The 15,942-nt window shown below is 58.6% G+C and carries 16 protein-coding genes; 10 read left to right on the forward strand and 6 right to left on the reverse strand.

Annotated features, from left to right (window positions below):
• The first annotated feature begins 74 nt into the window (after positions 1–74).
• On the forward strand, positions 75–1,169 hold the full coding sequence (locus ACZ9IM_RS24415; RefSeq protein WP_476225170.1) for a DUF1615 domain-containing protein: 1,095 nt from the start codon (positions 75–77) through the stop codon (positions 1,167–1,169).
• Positions 1,170–1,414: 245 nt separating this feature from the next.
• Entirely contained in the window at positions 1,415–2,035 is a 621-nt protein-coding gene (locus ACZ9IM_RS24420) for a glutathione S-transferase N-terminal domain-containing protein (RefSeq protein WP_427624470.1), read from the forward strand.
• 183 nt (positions 2,036–2,218) lie between these two features.
• Here the strand turns inward: ACZ9IM_RS24420 and ACZ9IM_RS24425 are convergent, their stop codons facing one another.
• Positions 2,219–2,659 (reverse strand): CBS domain-containing protein, encoded by a 441-nt coding sequence (locus ACZ9IM_RS24425; RefSeq protein WP_038982372.1) that lies wholly within the window; start codon positions 2,657–2,659, stop codon positions 2,219–2,221.
• 353 nt (positions 2,660–3,012) lie between these two features.
• On the opposite strand from ACZ9IM_RS24425, the gene ACZ9IM_RS24430 reads away from it, so the two are divergent.
• Positions 3,013–5,373, forward strand: a complete 2,361-nt coding sequence (locus tag ACZ9IM_RS24430) for a DNA polymerase II (RefSeq protein WP_476225201.1) — start codon at positions 3,013–3,015, stop codon at positions 5,371–5,373.
• On the opposite strand, the gene ACZ9IM_RS24435 is transcribed toward ACZ9IM_RS24430, so the two are convergent.
• The 3 genes from ACZ9IM_RS24435 to ACZ9IM_RS24445 form a co-directional block, all read right to left on the reverse strand.
• Positions 5,338–5,808: a DUF1810 domain-containing protein gene (locus ACZ9IM_RS24435; RefSeq protein ID WP_008071147.1), complete on the reverse strand. Its 471-nt coding sequence runs from the start codon at positions 5,806–5,808 to the stop codon at positions 5,338–5,340. The two genes, ACZ9IM_RS24430 and ACZ9IM_RS24435, sit on opposite strands and share 36 nt — an antisense overlap.
• Before the next feature lie 29 nt (positions 5,809–5,837).
• Positions 5,838–6,659, reverse strand: a complete 822-nt coding sequence (locus tag ACZ9IM_RS24440; RefSeq protein ID WP_476225173.1) for an aldo/keto reductase — start codon at positions 6,657–6,659, stop codon at positions 5,838–5,840.
• Positions 6,660–6,789: 130 nt separating this feature from the next.
• Positions 6,790–7,938, reverse strand: a complete 1,149-nt coding sequence (locus ACZ9IM_RS24445) for an aldose epimerase family protein (protein WP_476225175.1) — start codon at positions 7,936–7,938, stop codon at positions 6,790–6,792.
• Positions 7,939–8,188: 250 nt separating this feature from the next.
• On the opposite strand from ACZ9IM_RS24445, the gene ACZ9IM_RS24450 reads away from it, so the two are divergent.
• From ACZ9IM_RS24450 to ACZ9IM_RS24460, 3 genes are all read left to right on the forward strand, one after another.
• Positions 8,189–8,938 (forward strand): hypothetical protein, encoded by a 750-nt coding sequence (locus tag ACZ9IM_RS24450; protein ID WP_218399086.1) that lies wholly within the window; start codon positions 8,189–8,191, stop codon positions 8,936–8,938.
• A gap of 179 nt (positions 8,939–9,117) precedes the next feature.
• Positions 9,118–9,903 (forward strand): sulfite exporter TauE/SafE family protein, encoded by a 786-nt coding sequence (locus ACZ9IM_RS24455; protein ID WP_427624478.1) that lies wholly within the window; start codon positions 9,118–9,120, stop codon positions 9,901–9,903.
• Positions 9,904–9,996: 93 nt separating this feature from the next.
• On the forward strand, positions 9,997–11,355 hold the full coding sequence (locus ACZ9IM_RS24460) for an erythromycin esterase family protein (RefSeq protein ID WP_476225176.1): 1,359 nt from the start codon (positions 9,997–9,999) through the stop codon (positions 11,353–11,355).
• Positions 11,356–11,362: 7 nt separating this feature from the next.
• Here the strand turns inward: ACZ9IM_RS24460 and ACZ9IM_RS24465 are convergent, their stop codons facing one another.
• Entirely contained in the window at positions 11,363–11,731 is a 369-nt protein-coding gene (locus ACZ9IM_RS24465) for a VOC family protein (RefSeq protein ID WP_427624482.1), read from the reverse strand.
• Positions 11,732–11,910: 179 nt separating this feature from the next.
• Here ACZ9IM_RS24465 and ACZ9IM_RS24470 point away from each other — a divergent pair, with 179 nt between their 5' ends.
• From ACZ9IM_RS24470 to ACZ9IM_RS24485, 4 genes are all read left to right on the forward strand, one after another.
• The gene (locus ACZ9IM_RS24470) at positions 11,911–12,444 is read left to right on the forward strand and encodes a DUF4174 domain-containing protein (RefSeq protein ID WP_192343285.1); all 534 of its coding nucleotides are present in this window, start codon (positions 11,911–11,913) and stop codon (positions 12,442–12,444) included.
• Positions 12,445–12,649: 205 nt separating this feature from the next.
• Complete coding sequence (locus ACZ9IM_RS24475) at positions 12,650–13,045, forward strand: FKBP-type peptidyl-prolyl cis-trans isomerase (RefSeq protein WP_427624484.1); 396 nt, start codon at positions 12,650–12,652, stop codon at positions 13,043–13,045.
• A gap of 800 nt (positions 13,046–13,845) precedes the next feature.
• Positions 13,846–14,217, forward strand: a complete 372-nt coding sequence (locus ACZ9IM_RS24480; RefSeq protein ID WP_476225177.1) for a DUF6124 family protein — start codon at positions 13,846–13,848, stop codon at positions 14,215–14,217.
• A gap of 16 nt (positions 14,218–14,233) precedes the next feature.
• Positions 14,234–14,500: a hypothetical protein gene (locus ACZ9IM_RS24485; protein WP_476225178.1), complete on the forward strand. Its 267-nt coding sequence runs from the start codon at positions 14,234–14,236 to the stop codon at positions 14,498–14,500.
• 246 nt (positions 14,501–14,746) lie between these two features.
• Here the strand turns inward: ACZ9IM_RS24485 and ampC are convergent, their stop codons facing one another.
• Complete coding sequence (ampC, locus tag ACZ9IM_RS24490) at positions 14,747–15,901, reverse strand: class C beta-lactamase (protein ID WP_476225179.1); 1,155 nt, start codon at positions 15,899–15,901, stop codon at positions 14,747–14,749.
• Between the last annotated feature and the right edge of the window lie 41 nt (positions 15,902–15,942).

The following is a 15,942-nucleotide window of genomic DNA, read 5'->3' on the forward strand; positions in this document are numbered from 1 at the left end:
CTGTCACAGTCATAGCCTGCGCCATGCCATTGATCGTATGGTTAACCCGGCTCAACGGATTTTGATGGAGCACCATGCAAGCCAATCGATTGATCATGAGCGTCGCGGCACTGTTGGTTCTGGCCGGTTGCGGTAGCCAGCGCACGCAGGAACCGCCGGCCCGCAAGCCCGCCGAGGTTAAGGCCGAGATCATGCGCCTGTTGCCGGCCAAGACGGTCGATCGCCAAGGCTGGGCCACGGATATCTACGCGGCATTTGCTGCCCAGAACATTTCGCCGACCACGCAAAACCTGTGTTCGGTACTCGCGGTCACTGAGCAGGAGTCGACGTTTCAGGCTGATCCGCCGGTGCCGGGCCTGGGCAAGATCGCCCGGGACGAGATCGACCGTCGCGCCGCCAAGGCTCACATCCCCGGCCTGCTGGTAAGCGGTGCGTTGCAGGTCAGTTCACCCAATGGCAAAAGTTACAGCGACCGGCTGAATGCCGCGCGCAGCGAAAGAGAACTCAGCGCGATTTTCGATGATTTCATTGGCATGGTGCCCATGGGGCGGACGCTGTTCGATGGTTTCAATCCGGTGCACACCGGTGGGCCGATGCAGGTCAGCATCGACTTCGCCGAGCAGCAGGCGCGTCATTATCCCTACCCGGTGGACGGCTCGATTCGCCGCGAAGTGTTCACGCGTCGCGGTGGCCTGTATTTCGGTATTGCCCACTTGCTCGGTTACCCGGTGAGCTACAAGCAGCCGCTGTATCGCTTCGCCGATTTCAATGCCGGTTGGTATGCCAGCCGTAATGCGGCGTTTCAGAACGCGGTAAGCCGTGCGACCGGCATCCCGTTGGCGCTGGATGGCGATCTGGTGCGCTACGGTTCGATCATGCCTGGCGCTACGGAATTGGCGGTGCGCACTCTCGGCAAGCAACTGGACATGCGCAACCTGACCATTCGGGATCAATTGGAGGAGGGGAAAGGTCTCGAGTTCGAGGACACCAAGCTTTATCGGCGCGTCTTTGCCTTGGCCGAACAGGCCGAAGGCCGGCCATTACCTCGGGCGGTATTGCCGGGAATCGTTCTGCAAAGCCCAAAAATCACCCGCAAGCTCACCACGGCATGGTTCGCCAAGCGGGTCGATGAGCGTTATCAGCGCTGTATGAAGCGCGCGGGGATGTGAACGAGCCAGACTGAGAAACCCGGCTGGGGAGGCTAATGCCGGTCAGTTAAGACGCAGAACCTGTGGGAGCGGGCTTGCCCGCGAAGGCGGTGTTACAGACCACATTGATATCGACTGACACACCGCTTTCGCGAGCAAGCCCGTTCCCATAGGGATTGCGCTTACCGACTGGTATTGTTGATGAGGTATTCGAGCGCAATCTTCGGCAACTGCTACAAAGAGAGAGTCGCAGAGGAGATTTAGTCATGTACCAGCTCTACGGGCATCAGAATTCGGGTGCGGCCGCCATCGAAGCCGCGCTGGAACTGTGCGAGGTCGCTTATCGCTTCATCGATGTTTCTGCGTCCCCGGAGGCGTTTCAGGCGCTGGAGAAGCTCAACCCGCTCAAGCAGGTTCCCACCCTGCTGCTGCCCGATGGCGGCGTTCTCACCGAGAGTGCGGCCATTCTTATTCATCTGGGCCTCACGTTCCCGGAGTCGAACCTGTTGCCGGAAAACCCGATCAAGCGTGATCAGGTGATTCATGGCCTGGTGTACATCGTCAACAATTGCTACGCGGCCATTGGCATCATCGATTACCCCGAGCGCTGGCTGGCCAAGGTTGATGAGTCAGCCCGGCAAAACCTCATGGCCGGTGCCCGCCAGCGGCTGCATTGGAGTTGGGAGGTGTTTGCCGATCAGTTCGCCGGCAAGTTGTACCTGGGCGATGGAAAACCGGGTGCGCTGGATATTCTGGCGGCGGTGGTGACGCGGTGGGCGGGCACCCGGGAACACTTGCGTGTTGCGCGGCCGGGGTTCTTCGCCTGGCTCGAACGCTTCGACCGGCACCCTGCGTTGGCACCGGTTTTCGCGCGGCATTGGCCGTAAGAACACCAACAAACTATTGTGGGAGCAAGCTTTTGTGTTGAGTGAGCTTTGTGGCGAGGGGGCTTGCCCCCGTTCGGCTGCGAAGCAGTCGCAAGGCTTTCGGGGGCGCTTCGCGACCCAACGGGGGCAAGCCCCCTCGCCACAGAAGCCCGCTCCCACAGGGGGATTTGCGGTGTGCCGCAATCACTCGCCGCGAATGTACTGCTCCAACTGGCGAATCAGTTCAGCCTGTTCGGCAATGGCTTCCTTGACCAGGTCGCCGATGGACAGCAAGCCTATCAACTCGCCGTTTTCCACCACCGGCAAGTGCCGCAGGCGCTTTTCGGACATGATGCCCATGCAGGTTTCGACGGTTTGATGGGTGTCCACGGTGATGACCGGCGCCACCATGATGTCGCTGACCGGTGTGCCAACCGAGGAGCGCCCCTTGAGCACCAGTTTGCGCGCATAGTCACGCTCGCTGATGATGCCGACGACCGCGCCATCTTTCAGCACCGGTAACGCGCCGACGTTTTTTGCGGCCATCACCATCAGCGCTTCCAGCACCATTTGATGAGGCGCAATGGTGTGGACTTCCTGATTCTGTTGGGCCTTTAACTTGAGCAGTTGGGCGACGGTTTTCATGGCGGATTCTCGGGTGTTGTCGTTGTTCTTGAAGAATCGTAGAGACGCGCTCACAGAGCAAGGCAGAAAGCGGCAGATACCGCGCAAAAAGCGTCATTCAGCGATTTTTCTTTGTAAAAGTCCGCCCCTGATGCCGGTAAGTTGAGGCGCAGAACCTGTGGGAGCGAGCCTGCTCGCGATGACGGCGGTACATCCGGCATCAATGTAGGCTGACACGACGCTATCGCGAGCAGGCTCGCTCCCACAGGTTCTGCGGTGTTCAGTCCTTAACTGACAGGTATCAGGCCTTGCCCCAATGCCAGGTCGATCACGCGTAGAATTACCCCTTGAATCAGTTTGTTGAGGTTGCAGTGGTGGATTTACAGCAGGGCTTCGTCCTGACCCGGCATTGGCGCGATACCCCGGCCGGCACGGAAGTCGAGTTCTGGCTGGCGACCGATGCCGGTCCCCGACGGGTCCGCCTGCCGCATCAACCGTCGGTAGCGTTCATTCCCGCAGCCCAGCGTGAGCAAGCCGAAGCGCTACTGCGCGGCGAGAAAAACGTCGAGCTGAAGCCCTTGGCCCTTCTGGACTTCGAACATCGCCCGGTGCTCGGCCTGTATTGCCAGCAGCACGGTCAGTTGATGCGCCTGGAAACCGCGCTGCGCAGATCAGGCGTCGATGTATTCGAAGCCGATATCCGCCCGCCGGAACGCTACATGATGGAGCGTTTCATCACCGCCCCCGTTTTGTTCGGCGGCACGCCCAGCGCCGAAGGTCTGCTGCTCGACGCGCAAATGAAACCTGACCCCGGCTACCGACCGAAGCTCAGACTGGCCTCGCTGGACATCGAAACCACCGCTCAGGGCGAGTTGTATTCCATTGCCCTGGAAGGCTGCGGGGAGCGGCAGGTGTACATGCTCGGGCCGCCCAATGGCGATGACAGTGGGGTGGATTTCCAGCTCGAATACTGCGACTCGCGAACCCTGCTGCTGAAAAAACTCAATGAATGGTTCGCCCGGCACGATCCCGACGCGATCATCGGCTGGAACGTCGTGCAGTTCGATCTGCGCGTACTGCACGAACATGCCAGGCGCTTGGCGGTACCGCTGAAGCTGGGGCGTGGCGGCGAAGAAATGCAATGGCGCGAGCATGGCAGTCGCAATCATTACTTCGCCTCGGCTGCCGGCCGGTTGATCATCGACGGCATCGAATCGCTGCGTTCGGCGACCTGGAGCTTCCCCTCGTTCAGCCTGGAAAACGTCGCACAAACCCTGCTGGGTGAAGGCAAGTCAATCGACAATCCGTACCAGCGCATGGACGAAATCAATCGCATGTTCGCCGAGGACAAACCGGCCCTGGCGAAGTACAACCTCAAGGACTGCGAACTGGTGACGCGGATCTTCGCCAAGACCGAATTACTGACCTTCCTGCTCGAGCGCGCCAGTGTCACCGGTTTGCCGGCGGACCGCAGCGGTGGCTCGGTGGCGGCGTTCACTCACCTGTATATGCCGTTGATGCACCGTCAGGGTTTCGTCGCGCCGAACCTCGGCGGCAAACCACCGGAGGCCAGCCCCGGCGGTTTTGTCATGGACTCGCAACCCGGGCTGTACGAATCGGTGTTGGTGCTCGACTACAAAAGCCTCTATCCGTCGATCATCCGCACCTTCCTGATCGACCCGGTGGGCTTGATCGAAGGGCTCAAGCATCCTGACGACAGCGAGTCGGTGCCGGGCTTTCGCGGTGCGCGTTTCTCAAGAACCCGGCATTGCCTGCCGGCCATCGTCGCCCGGGTTGCCGAAGGTCGTGAAACCGCCAAGCGCGAACACAACGCACCGTTGTCCCAGGCGCTGAAAATCATCATGAATGCCTTCTACGGCGTGCTGGGTTCCAGCGGTTGTCGATTCTTCGATACACGGCTGGCCTCGTCCATCACCTTGCGCGGTCACGAGATCATGCTGCGCACCCGCCAGTTGATCGAGGCCCAAGGCCACGCGGTGATTTATGGCGACACCGACTCCACCTTCGTTTGGTTGCGCCGTGCCCACGGTCAGGCAGAAGCCGCGCAGATCGGCCATGCGCTGGTGGACCACGTCAACCAGTGGTGGCGCGAGCATGTGAAACAGGAATACGGGCTGGAAAGTGCTCTGGAGTTGCAGTTCGAAACCCACTACAAGCGCTTTCTGATGCCGACCATTCGCGGCGCCGAGGAGGGCAGCAAGAAGCGCTATGCCGGGTTGGTCACCCGCGCCGATGGCACCGATGAAATGGTCTACAAGGGCCTGGAAACCGTGCGCACCGACTGGTCACCGCTGGCCCGGCAATTCCAGCAGGAGCTATACCTGCGCATCTTCAATCGCAAACCCTATCAAGACTATGTTCGTGACTATGTGCGCAAGACCTTGGCCGGCGAATTCGACGAACGCCTGATCTATCGCAAACGCCTGCGCCGTACCCTCGACGACTATCAACGTAACGTGCCACCCCACGTGCGGGCCGCGCGAATCGCCGATGACTACAACGACCAGCAGGGACGCCCGCGGCAATATCAGAATGGCGGCTGGATCAGTTATGTCATCACCGTCGCCGGCCCCGAGCCGCTGGAAATCCGCAGCGCGCCCATCGACTACGACCATTACGTCACCCGGCAGCTGCAGCCGGTGGCGGATGCGATCCTGCCGTTCGTGGATGACGATTTCTCAACGCTGATTGGGGGGCAGTTGGGCCTGTTTTGAGTCCAGCAGCGACAACGTCCAGTCATCCGGTATGCCGTGAAAATACTGATCCAGCGCCTGATGGAACAGGCTGCCTTTTGGCGAAACCTGGGCGAACAGTGTCATCGATGAGTGAAACTTGAGGTTGTCGGGGTGACCGAAAATCTTGGCGATCGAGCTTTGAGGAATGTCCAGAACCAGTTGCGTGCACATGCGCAAGCGTGGCCCCAATAACGGATGCTTCAGGTACGCCGTGGCTTCTTCACTGGAGCGAATGGCGAAGTAGCGGGACATCTCGCTGTCGCCCAATCCGGAAAACTGCGGAAAGATAAACCACATCCAGTGCCGGCGCTTCTGGCCGGCGCGCAGCTCTTCCTGCACCCACTCGAACACAGGGTCTTGCGCCTGAACGAAGCGTGGCAAATTGAAAGCGTCGAGCTGATCGGTACTTCTCATGCCGATGCCCTCTGACAAACCGCGATGGCTCAGACCATGGCCAACCGCTGCTTACGTTGTGGCGCGCGAAACGCTTGGTCCAGCGCCTCCAGATCCCCGACTTCAAGCCGCAACTGCGCCGTTTGTGCATTGAGCTGCACATGCTCGGGGCGGACCGCTTTGGGGATGGCGATCACGCCGTTCTGACGCAGAATCCATGCCAGCGCTACCTGCGCCGGTGTCGCCTCGTGACGGGCGGCAATCTGCTTGAGCGTCGAGTTGGCCAGCATGTGCCCGCCCTGGCCGATCGGACAATAGGCCATCACCGGCATCCTGAGATGCTGGCTCCAAGGGAGCAGATCGAACTCGATGCCGCGTTCTTCCAGGTTATACAGCACCTGATTGGTGGCACAGGCCGGCGAAGCCAGTTCTTCCAGGTCATCCAGGTCAAAATTGGACACGCCCCAACGGCCGATCTTACCGTCGTCGCGCAGGCGCTCGAAGGCTTCGACGGTTTCCGCAAGGGGATAGTCGCCGCGCCAGTGCAACAGGTAGAGATCGATGTAATCGGTATTCAACCGCCGCAGGCTGCGCTCGCAGGCCTGGGGAATGCCTTTGCGGCTGGCGTTGAAGGGATAGACCTTGCTGACCAGAAAAACCTGGTCGCGAAGGCCTGCGATGGCTTCACCCACCACCTCTTCAGCGCCTCCTTCTGCGTACATTTCAGCGGTGTCGATCAGGGTCATGCCTAACTCGATGCCCAAACGCAAAGCTGCAACTTCCTTTGTGTGTCGGGAGCGTTCCTCTCCCATGCGCCAGGTTCCTTGGCCGATGACCGGCACTTGGCTGCCGGCCAGCTCAAGAGTACGCATGCATCCTCCTTTCGAAAGTCCGATCGATACTTCAGTTGGCAGCAAAATGGCCCGGTGGTTCCGTGGACATCTCGAAAGATCGCAGCCTCTGTAGGCGCTGCCGAAGGCTGCGATCTTTTGATCTTCTGACCTACAGGGTGGAAAACTTGTACACCGTAGTCTGGCTATAGCGCTTGCCCGGATCCAGCCGTGTGGACGGGAAGTTCGGCTGGTTCGGCGAATCCGGATAATGCTGAGTCTCCAGAGTAAACGCCCCCCAATGCGGATAAACCTTGCCAGCCTTGCCCTTGACCGTGCCATCGAGGAAGTTGCTGGTATAGAACTGCACGCCGGGCTCGGTAGTGTAGAGCTGCAAGCGGCGGCCGGATTGCGGATCGCTGACATCGGCAGCGAGTTTGCCCAGATCACCCTTGGCGTCCAGCACCCAGTTGAAATCGAAACCGCCTTGTTTCGGTTCGGCGAATTTCAGTTGCGGGTGATCAGCCTTGATGTGTTGACCGATGGCGGTCGGTTGGGTGAAGTCCATGGGTGTGCCGGCGACTAGGGCCAGTTCACCGGTGGGGATCAGTTTGCCGGTGACCGGCGTGTAACGGGCTGCATGCAAAGTCGCAAGCTGCTTCAGGACGTCGCCATTGCCCGCGCCGGCCAGATTGAAATAACTGTGGTTGGTCAGGTTCAGCACGGTGGGTTGGTCGGTGCTGGCCTTGTACTCGATGCGCAGCTCATTGTTCTCGGTGAGGCTGTAGGTGACTTCGGTTTTCAGGTTGCCCGGGAAACCCATCTCACCGCCCGCCGACAGATACGTCAGGGTCACGCCCACCGAATCCTTGCCTTTGCTCGGTTCGGCTTTCCACACCCGTTTATCAAAACCCTGCGCCCCGCCGTGCAGTGAATTGCTGCCGTCGTTGAGTGGCACCTGATAGCGCTTGCCGTCCAGCTCGAAGGCACCGTTGGCCAGGCGATTGCCGAAGCGGCCAATGGTCGCGCCGAAGTACGCGGTGCCGCTTTGATAACCCTGCACGTCGTCGAAGCCCAGCACCACATCGTCGAACTTGCCGTTTTTGTCCGGCACTTTCAGTGACTGCAGAATCCCGCCGTAGGTAATGACCGTGGCTTGCAGACCATGGCTGTTGCGCAAGATGTATTGCTCGACGGGCGTGCCATCATTGGTTTTGCCGAAGGCTTTCTGTTCGCTGGACAAGCCAGCGGCGTGAGCGGGGAGGGTGGCGATCATCAGGGACAGTCCGAGGCCGGAGAGCAGGTATCGAGATTGAAGCATGGTTGACCTTCCTTTTTGTTGTTTTGTAAGAAGTAGTCATACTAATAATCGAGTTTTAACGCGATCAAGGAAGGATTTATAGCTTATCTACGTAGTGTTGCAATTATAAAGTATGACTAATAAGGAGCAGCTTTCACGGTGATCCGCGTTTACGGACCACCGGCACTGCACTTTTTCGGCTTTCGCGGTTCTATCCTTGGCCAGCCCGCGGCGATCCCCACCGCCGGCCCATGCCCAAGTTCAAGAACCCATGGCTCGAGTTTTACCCCGCTTTACCCCGCACATTCGCCGTTATTGCTGGCTGTTGACAGGCCTGTCGATGCTCTTCGCCAGTGGCTGCAGCCATCAGCCGGGCAACGATATCGTCAGCCAGTTTCGCAACGGCCAACCCCAGGAATTCCTCCAGACCAGCGTCGACCGTATGGCGACCCTGACGATGCGTGACAACCTCGAAAGCCTCTACCTGCTGATGAACAAGCTCTACCTGCGCAACCCGCAGGAGCTGAAGAAATCCGGCTTCCTCGATGTCGGCACCGCGGAAAAACAAGTGCGCATGGCCATCGAACAGCAACAGCCGCTACCCACTCTCGGTGGCAAAAAAGACCTCGCCGCGCTGAGCTACGCCATGAGCCCGGAATTTCTCGGGGACCGGGTCGGTGCCTTTATCTATGCCATCGGCAGCATGCTGGTCACCGCTCATGGCAATCGGCTGGAGTTCTACATGACGGATGCGATCAACCCGACCTTCGTCAGCAATGCCGCGCGCAACATCGAGAAGGCCACCTGGATCTTGAGTCAGCGGCAAAACAAGCAAGGCGAGCCCTTGCTGTTTTCCAACGAAATCTCGGAGGAGGGCAGCAACCTGAGCTTTGCCGTGGAGTTCGGCAAAATCGTCGCACGGCTGGATCTGCTGACCCAGATGCTCGACGAACGCTACCGGCGGATCGGCCTTAACTATGCCCAGAGTTTGCTGTTCCTGAATTTTTTGCCGGTGCAGTAATTCGAGTAGTGAACCCAATCCCTGTGGGAGCCAGCTCCCACAAGGGATTGTGTTGAGGGGGAGATCGTTGTTCCAATCAATAAATAGATATAAATATAGATCGCATCGATATAAGTGGTTATAAGAAAAATCGCTATGCTGCGGGCCAGATTTTTCCTGCGGTCGATGTGGACGGATTAATGGATTTTGTTAACTTCGGGTTGGTCGTTGCCGGGCTGGTGGTCGGTTTTATCGTCGGCATGACTGGCGTGGGCGGCGGGTCGCTGATGACACCGATCCTGCTGTGGTTCGGGATCAACCCGGCTACGGCGGTGGGCACGGACTTGCTGTACGCGGCCATTACCAAATCCAGTGGTGTGCTGGTTCATCGCAAGAACAAGAACATCGACTGGGCGATCACCGGTTGGCTGACCCTCGGCAGTGTGCCGGCAGTAGCGCTGACGCTGTGGTTTTTGAGCAGTTTGCAGACCTCGCCCGACGCGATGAACGCCGTTATCAAACAAGCGCTGGGCTTCGTATTGTTCGCCACGGCGCTGGCGATTTTCTTCAAGAAACGCTTGCTCGATTTCGCCCACAAACGGGCGGGCGGCCACTACAACCCTAGCGGCTCGCGGTTGAATGTGCTGACCGTTATCACCGGATTGGTCCTTGGCACCATGGTGGCCCTGACCTCCATCGGCGCTGGCGCCCTGGGCACCGTCGCGCTGTTCATCCTGTATCCGCTGCTGCCTACTCGCCGCCTGGTCGGCACCGAAATCGCTCACGCCGTGCCCCTGACCCTGGTCGCCGGCCTGGGCCATGCGAGCATGGGCAATATGGATTGGCACGTTTTGGGCTACTTGCTGGTCGGTTCGCTGCCGGGGATTTACCTGGGCAGCCATTTGACCGGGCGGATCTCCGACGAACTGTTGCGTCCATGCCTGGCCACGATGCTAGTGCTGATCGGCTACAAGCTGGCGTTCTGATCCGGCACCGTATAGATCCCTGAATTTAGCGGAATCATGCCCTCACTGGCGTAGTCAAAATTATGACCACGTTCAGATGAGGTCATGACGTCCATGAACAGCCCCGTAAACGATCTTCTACGACGGTTCCGCCGCCCCCGCGGCGAGCCACCCGGCAACGCGGCCGAGGTGCTGCGCCGTCATGCCGAGCCGTTGCCTGCACTCGACTCACCTGAATTCGGCAAACTCTTCGACCGCTTTGGCGATGCCAGCGTGGTGCTGATCGGCGAAGCCAGCCACGGCACCCAGGACTTCTACCAGACCCGAGCGGCGATCACCCGCCGCCTGATCGAGCAGCATGGCTTCGGCATCGTCGCGGTCGAGGCCGACTGGCCCGATGCCGGCCAGATCGATCGATGTGTCCGCGACCTGGGCCGCTCTGCCTGGAAAAAACAGGCCTTCGCCCGATTCCCCACCTGGATGTGGCGCAACACCGCTGTGCAGACTTTCACCCGCTGGCTGCACCACCATAATCGCGGCTTGGCGCTTGAGCAGCGGGTGGAATTTCGGGGGCTGGATGTTTACAGCATGCGTCATTCCATCGACGAAGTGCTGGGCTATCTCGATAAGACCGACCCGCAACTGGCGAAAGAGGCCCGTCATCGCTACAGCTGCCTGACGCCGTGGCATGACGACCCGGCGCTGTACGGTCATTTCGCTGAGCGGGGCAACATGGCCACGTGCGAGGACGCAGTGGTCGAGCAATTGAATGTGTTGCTGGGCGAACGGCTTGACCCGATGGTCGCCGACGACGAGGCGTTTTTCAGCGCCACCCAGAACGCCCGCGTGGTGCGGGCCGCCGAACAGTATTACCGCGCCATGTATCGCGGCTCGACCGCCTCGTGGAACCTGCGTGACCTGCACATGTTCGATACCTTGCAAACCCTGATGGTGCATCGCGGGGCAGGCGCCAAAGCGGTGGTGTGGGCGCATAACTCACACATCGGCAACGCCGCCGCCACGCAAATGGGCTGGGAGGGGCAATTCAACATCGGCCAGTTGTGCCGCACGGCCTACGGTTCACAAGCGGTGCTGATCGGCATGGGCACCGACCATGGCACCGTCGCCGCCGCCGACGACTGGGACGAGCCGATGCAGGTCAAACAGGTGAACCCGGCATTGGCCGACAGTTGGGAACAACTGTTTCTCCAGGCCGGCATTCCCGCAGCGCTGCTCGACTGGTGGACGTCACCGAGCGAGGAACTGCTGGACGTACTGGCCGGGCCGTTACTTGAACGCGCCATCGGCGTCATCTATCGACCCAGGACCGAGCGCCAGAGCCATTACTTTCAGGCAGTGCTGGCGGAGCAGTTCGACGCTTTTGTCTGGATCGAAAAAACCCATGCGGTCTCGCCATTGCCGGCGCCTGAATTCATGGAGCACGAGGAAGACACCTTTCCGTTCGGTATATGACGGATCTCTATTCCCGGGTAAAAATCTCCAGCAGATGCCCGTCCGGGTCATCGAAATACACCCGCCGGCCACCGCCGTAATCATTGATCTCGTTCGGCCGTTGCTTGCCAGGATCGGCCCACCAGGGCTGCCTGCACGCTTGCAGGCGAGCGAAGGCCGCATCGAAGTCTTCGTCGCCAATCAGAAACGCATAGTGTTGGGACGCGATCGGCGGGTCGTTGTTGTAGAAATCCAGCGACACACCATTATCGAATTTGACCACCAGCATCGGTCCGAACGGCTCGGCATCGGGCAGGCCGAGGAGGTCGGTCAGGTAGCGGGCCGACACCTGTTTGTCACGGCACCAGACGATGGTGTGGTTCAGCTGAGCGCTCATGGAAAAATCCTCACGGCGAATCAGGTGGTGCGAGTCGTGCTATGAGATTAGCTCAGGCTGTTGCGCAATGACTGCCCTGACCTAAGCTTGGGGCAAGGTGAACACAAATACGTTGCCTCACCCGGAACGTTCGCCGCGATGCGCAATCATTAGAGCGTGGATATCAAAAGGAGATGCGCATGCTCATCAGGTCTTTGACCCTGGCTACTCTGCTGGCTTTCGTCGGCCCCTTGTTCGCCGCCGATGACGATTCCCCTCTGGTTAAAGACGTGGGCAGGGCCCGTCCCCTGATCGTCATCGCGCCCAGTTCGGTTGATCCCACCTGGGTCAGCCTGAAAAAGTCACTGGATGAACCCGCCAGCCGCAAGGGCTTCACCGAGCGAAACATGGTGCTGTACACCGTGATCAATACGATGGGGCAACGCGACGGCAAAGACCTCGACCCGCAAACGACAATGGCGTTGATCCGTTCGCTCAAGTTGGGCGCCGGGGCGAAGAGCAAAATCATCCTGGTCGGCAAGGACGGCGAAAAGAAGCTTGAAAAGGATGTGGTCGAGCTGAAAGAGATTTTCAGCACCATCGACGCGCTGCCAGCCGCCGAAAAGGAAGCGACAGTACCGGTGCCAGCGCCGGTGGCTGAGGTTGCACCGGCCAAAGGCGCAAAGGGCAAACCGGCGAAGCCCGCCAAACCGCCTGAAATGCCGGATGATTGAATTTCCTCCATGGGGGTGAAAATCCCTGTGGCGAGGGGGCTTGCCCCCGTTGGCCTGCGAAGCAGGTCGCACACCACAGAGTGATCATCGACCAAAATGCCAAGTGATCAGATCGAGAGCGATCAATTCCTCATTGGATAAATAACCAAACGTGCTAGAAAACTATCATTTATGACAGTTGGAATCAGTGTGGGTTTGACCAAACATGGGCGTCATGACGCGCGGTACTGATTGCGTCAAAACTGATCTGCATTCTTGCTTTCGAGGCGAAAAAATGGGCGTAACACTAGAAACGTTAGAACCAGGAGACGGAACAACATTTCCCAAAGGGGGACAGATTGTCTCCGTCCACTACACCGGCACACTTGTGAATGGTGAAAAGTTTGATTCAAGTCATGATCGTGGTGAGCCGTTTAAATTCAAAATTGGCGTGGGCCAAGTAATCAAGGGTTGGGATGAAGGGGTTGCACAGATGAGCGTGGGGCAGAAGAGCAAACTGACTATCTCGCCAGATTTTGGCTATGGCACTCGAGGCGCGGGCGAGGTCATCCCACCGAATGCAACGCTGATATTTGATGTGGAACTAATAAGCATCGAATAACGCTATGCCCAGGAAAGGCTCAGGCGATCCGGCGACCTCATGTCGGTAGCCACTTTGATTTTCACTGCTCAACAAAAAACTGTGGCGAGGGGGCTTGCCCCCGTTCGGCTGCGCAGCAGTCGTAAACCCGGCATCTGAGGTCTATCTGATGCAACGCGTTGATTGGTTTTGGGGCCGCTTCGCAGCCCAACGGGGGCAAGCCCCCTCGCCACAGGGTTTGGCGCAGGTTTAAGTGCCGTAACGAAAATGGGCGACCTCAAGAGGTCGCCTATTTTGTTTGCCTTCAGATATCCGTAGCAGCTGCCGAGCCCGCGAGGCTGCGTTCGGCCGCGAAGCGGTCGTAATACTTGCCACTGCGCTCTTTCAGGCAAACCGCATCCGCCGGATTACGACTGCTGCGCAGCCGAACGCAGCCTCGCGGGCTCGGCAGCTGCTACGGAATCGGAGCGTCCTAGGACGTTATGTATGGGCCTTCGTTTGCTTCGGACATTTCCTGCAAGACGTGGTGCACTCCATGAACTATCGCTCGGCCGGCTGCCCGGATAACCTTCTTCTGCCGCTGCAAAATCAGTGGTCGGATGTGGAAGTCCGGTGGTCAGAGACACTTACCAACGCTCGTAAAGCGCATGGCGACATTTTTTATGTCAACATTGCCGCGTTATGGCGGCTGTGCGCGGGGCACTTTCGAGTGCGCCGGGTTTTGGTAGGTTCCCCCTGGTCTTCCACACCTGCGTACAGCTGTCACCCTCATGTGGAAGTGAGATTGGCAGTTTTCCTAAATTGTTAATGGAGCTTTACATATGAAGAAAGTTACTCCCAATCCCCCCGAATCCCCATCCGACCCCCTTGATCCCGTTCCACTATCTGAAATCACCGAGCCCGCCGTCAGCGCTCGCTTACGTAACCCCAACCACGCTGACCCTATCAGCCATATCTTCACCATCGTCCCCGGCGTCCATACAGAAACCCTGCTAAGCCACGCCTGTGATACCCTCGCATCCCTGAATGTCCTGATCACGGACCTAGCCTGCAAGCTGGAAAGCTCCAACCGCAACGTGGCGCTGTCGATTCAGCAGTTGGCGGTAGTCGCGCAATTGCTGGTGAACCGCGCACTGGACAACATCGATTCGCCCGAAGGCGCGCCTGCCGTTCAGCCAAGCACTCAACATTGATCAGGGAGGTTCCGTTATGGCTCGATACATGCCGATTACGGGCATCGACTGCACAATTGCATCGTTGCTGATTGATACCGAGGCGCCTGTGGACGTGTTGCATGACACAGCGGCCTATCGCATCAGAAGCGTGACTCAGTTGCTGGAAACCCTTTCCATCGGCGAGGGGAACAGCCGCGATGCATTACTGTTGCAGGACTTTGCTCGAGTGCTGGCGATTCCGATGCGCGACGGTTGTGACTTAATGGATGTGATCGGACGACGATTGCGGGCGCAGGTTTAAGTGCAGTAAAGAAAAATGGGCGACCTTAAGAGGTCGCCCATTTTATTTGCCAACGCCAAACCCTGTGGCGAGGGGGCTTGTCGGAATGCCGCATCACCCCGTTCGGCTGCGCAGCAGTCGTAAATCCGGCATCAGAGGTCTATTTGATACAACGCGGTGGCTGGTTTGGGGCCGCTGCGCAGCCCAACGGGGGCAAGCCCCCTCGCCACAGGTGCGCGGTTGCCCAGCCGTGATGGATTGTCGGGATTATTCCGCCAGGGCACTCAATATTTTGTGGGCGATTTTGATTCGCTCGGGGTTTGGGTAGTTTTTGTTGGCCAGGATCACGATGCCGATGTCCTTCGCCGGGATAAAAGCTACATAGGCGCCAAAGCCGCCGGTTGAGCCGGTTTTGTTGATCAGGACATGATCGTGTTGCAGTTGAGGCGGGTTCAGCGGTTGGACTGCATGAGCCTCAAACGCCATCTGCGACGAGTTGCCCGCCAGCAATGTATCGAGCGTTACCGGATAGTTGTAGAACTCCCACCCCAACCCTTGAGTCATCTCGCCAACGGTGTAGTAGCCGGTATGTGTGGTGGCGATGGCTTGCTGCAAGGGCTTTTCCAGCGAAGCCGGATTCATGTTCGCTTCAACATAGCGAAGCAGGTCCGAGGCACTGGTTTTCACGCCATACGCTTCGGAATCCAATGCGCCCGGGCCGACCCGCACAGGCTTGTCGTCCTTGTTGTAACCCTGGGCGTAAAGCGCCATCTGATCCTGCGGCACCTTGAGGTAGCTATGCTTGAGGCCGAGTTTCGGCAGCAAGGTTTTTTCCATCAGCTTATCGAACGGCGCCCCCATGCTTTGCGCCGCCAGATAGCCGAACAACCCAAGGCTGGGGTTTGAATACAGGCGATGAGTGCCGGCGGCGTAGGCCGGTTTCCACTGCTTGAAATAGCCGAGCATTTTGTTCTGATGGTCTGCATCGCTGGGGAATTGCAGGGGCAAACCACCGGCGGTGTAGGTGCCGAGTTGCAGCACGTTGATGTTGTCGAACGCGCTGCCACGTAATGTCGGTAGAACCTTACTGGCGTTGTCTGAGAGGGCCAGTTTGCCTGTCGCCTGGGCATAGGCGGCGAGGGTGGCGGTGAAGGTTTTACTCACCGAACCGATCTCGAACAGGGTGTCTTCGGTAACGGCTTTGCCGTTTTCTTTCGAGGCCACGCCGTAGTTAAAGTAATGCGGTTGGCCGTTGACTGTAATCGCGACCGCGACACCGGGGATCTGCTGTTGCTGCATCACCGGTTCAACGGCGGCCTTGACGATCGCTTCGATGCGGTCGTCAGCAAAGCTGTGACTGACGCCTAGCAGAAGTGCGAAAGCGCTGTAAGACGCGAGTTTTCTCTGATTTTTTATACGCATGATTGAGTCACTTTCCATGAGTTTCTGTTGTGTTAACCGCT

Source organism: Pseudomonas sp. TE12508 (assembly GCF_056279485.1).

Coding starts and splice junctions, on each gene's coding strand:
- ACZ9IM_RS24415 (WP_476225170.1), top strand. CDS start 75: ATGCAAGCCAATCGATTGATCATGAGCGTCGCGGCACTGTTGGTTCTG.
- ACZ9IM_RS24420 (WP_427624470.1), top strand. CDS start 1,415: ATGTACCAGCTCTACGGGCATCAGAATTCGGGTGCGGCCGCCATCGAA.
- ACZ9IM_RS24425 (WP_038982372.1), bottom strand. CDS start 2,659: ATGAAAACCGTCGCCCAACTGCTCAAGTTAAAGGCCCAACAGAATCAG.
- ACZ9IM_RS24435 (WP_008071147.1), bottom strand. CDS start 5,808: ATGAGAAGTACCGATCAGCTCGACGCTTTCAATTTGCCACGCTTCGTT.
- ACZ9IM_RS24440 (WP_476225173.1), bottom strand. CDS start 6,659: ATGCGTACTCTTGAGCTGGCCGGCAGCCAAGTGCCGGTCATCGGCCAA.
- ACZ9IM_RS24445 (WP_476225175.1), bottom strand. CDS start 7,938: ATGCTTCAATCTCGATACCTGCTCTCCGGCCTCGGACTGTCCCTGATG.
- ACZ9IM_RS24450 (WP_218399086.1), top strand. CDS start 8,189: ATGGCTCGAGTTTTACCCCGCTTTACCCCGCACATTCGCCGTTATTGC.
- ACZ9IM_RS24455 (WP_427624478.1), top strand. CDS start 9,118: ATGGATTTTGTTAACTTCGGGTTGGTCGTTGCCGGGCTGGTGGTCGGT.
- ACZ9IM_RS24460 (WP_476225176.1), top strand. CDS start 9,997: ATGAACAGCCCCGTAAACGATCTTCTACGACGGTTCCGCCGCCCCCGC.
- ACZ9IM_RS24465 (WP_427624482.1), bottom strand. CDS start 11,731: ATGAGCGCTCAGCTGAACCACACCATCGTCTGGTGCCGTGACAAACAG.
- ACZ9IM_RS24470 (WP_192343285.1), top strand. CDS start 11,911: ATGCTCATCAGGTCTTTGACCCTGGCTACTCTGCTGGCTTTCGTCGGC.
- ACZ9IM_RS24475 (WP_427624484.1), top strand. CDS start 12,650: ATGGGCGTCATGACGCGCGGTACTGATTGCGTCAAAACTGATCTGCAT.
- ACZ9IM_RS24480 (WP_476225177.1), top strand. CDS start 13,846: ATGAAGAAAGTTACTCCCAATCCCCCCGAATCCCCATCCGACCCCCTT.
- ACZ9IM_RS24485 (WP_476225178.1), top strand. CDS start 14,234: ATGGCTCGATACATGCCGATTACGGGCATCGACTGCACAATTGCATCG.
- ampC (WP_476225179.1), bottom strand. CDS start 15,901: ATGCGTATAAAAAATCAGAGAAAACTCGCGTCTTACAGCGCTTTCGCA.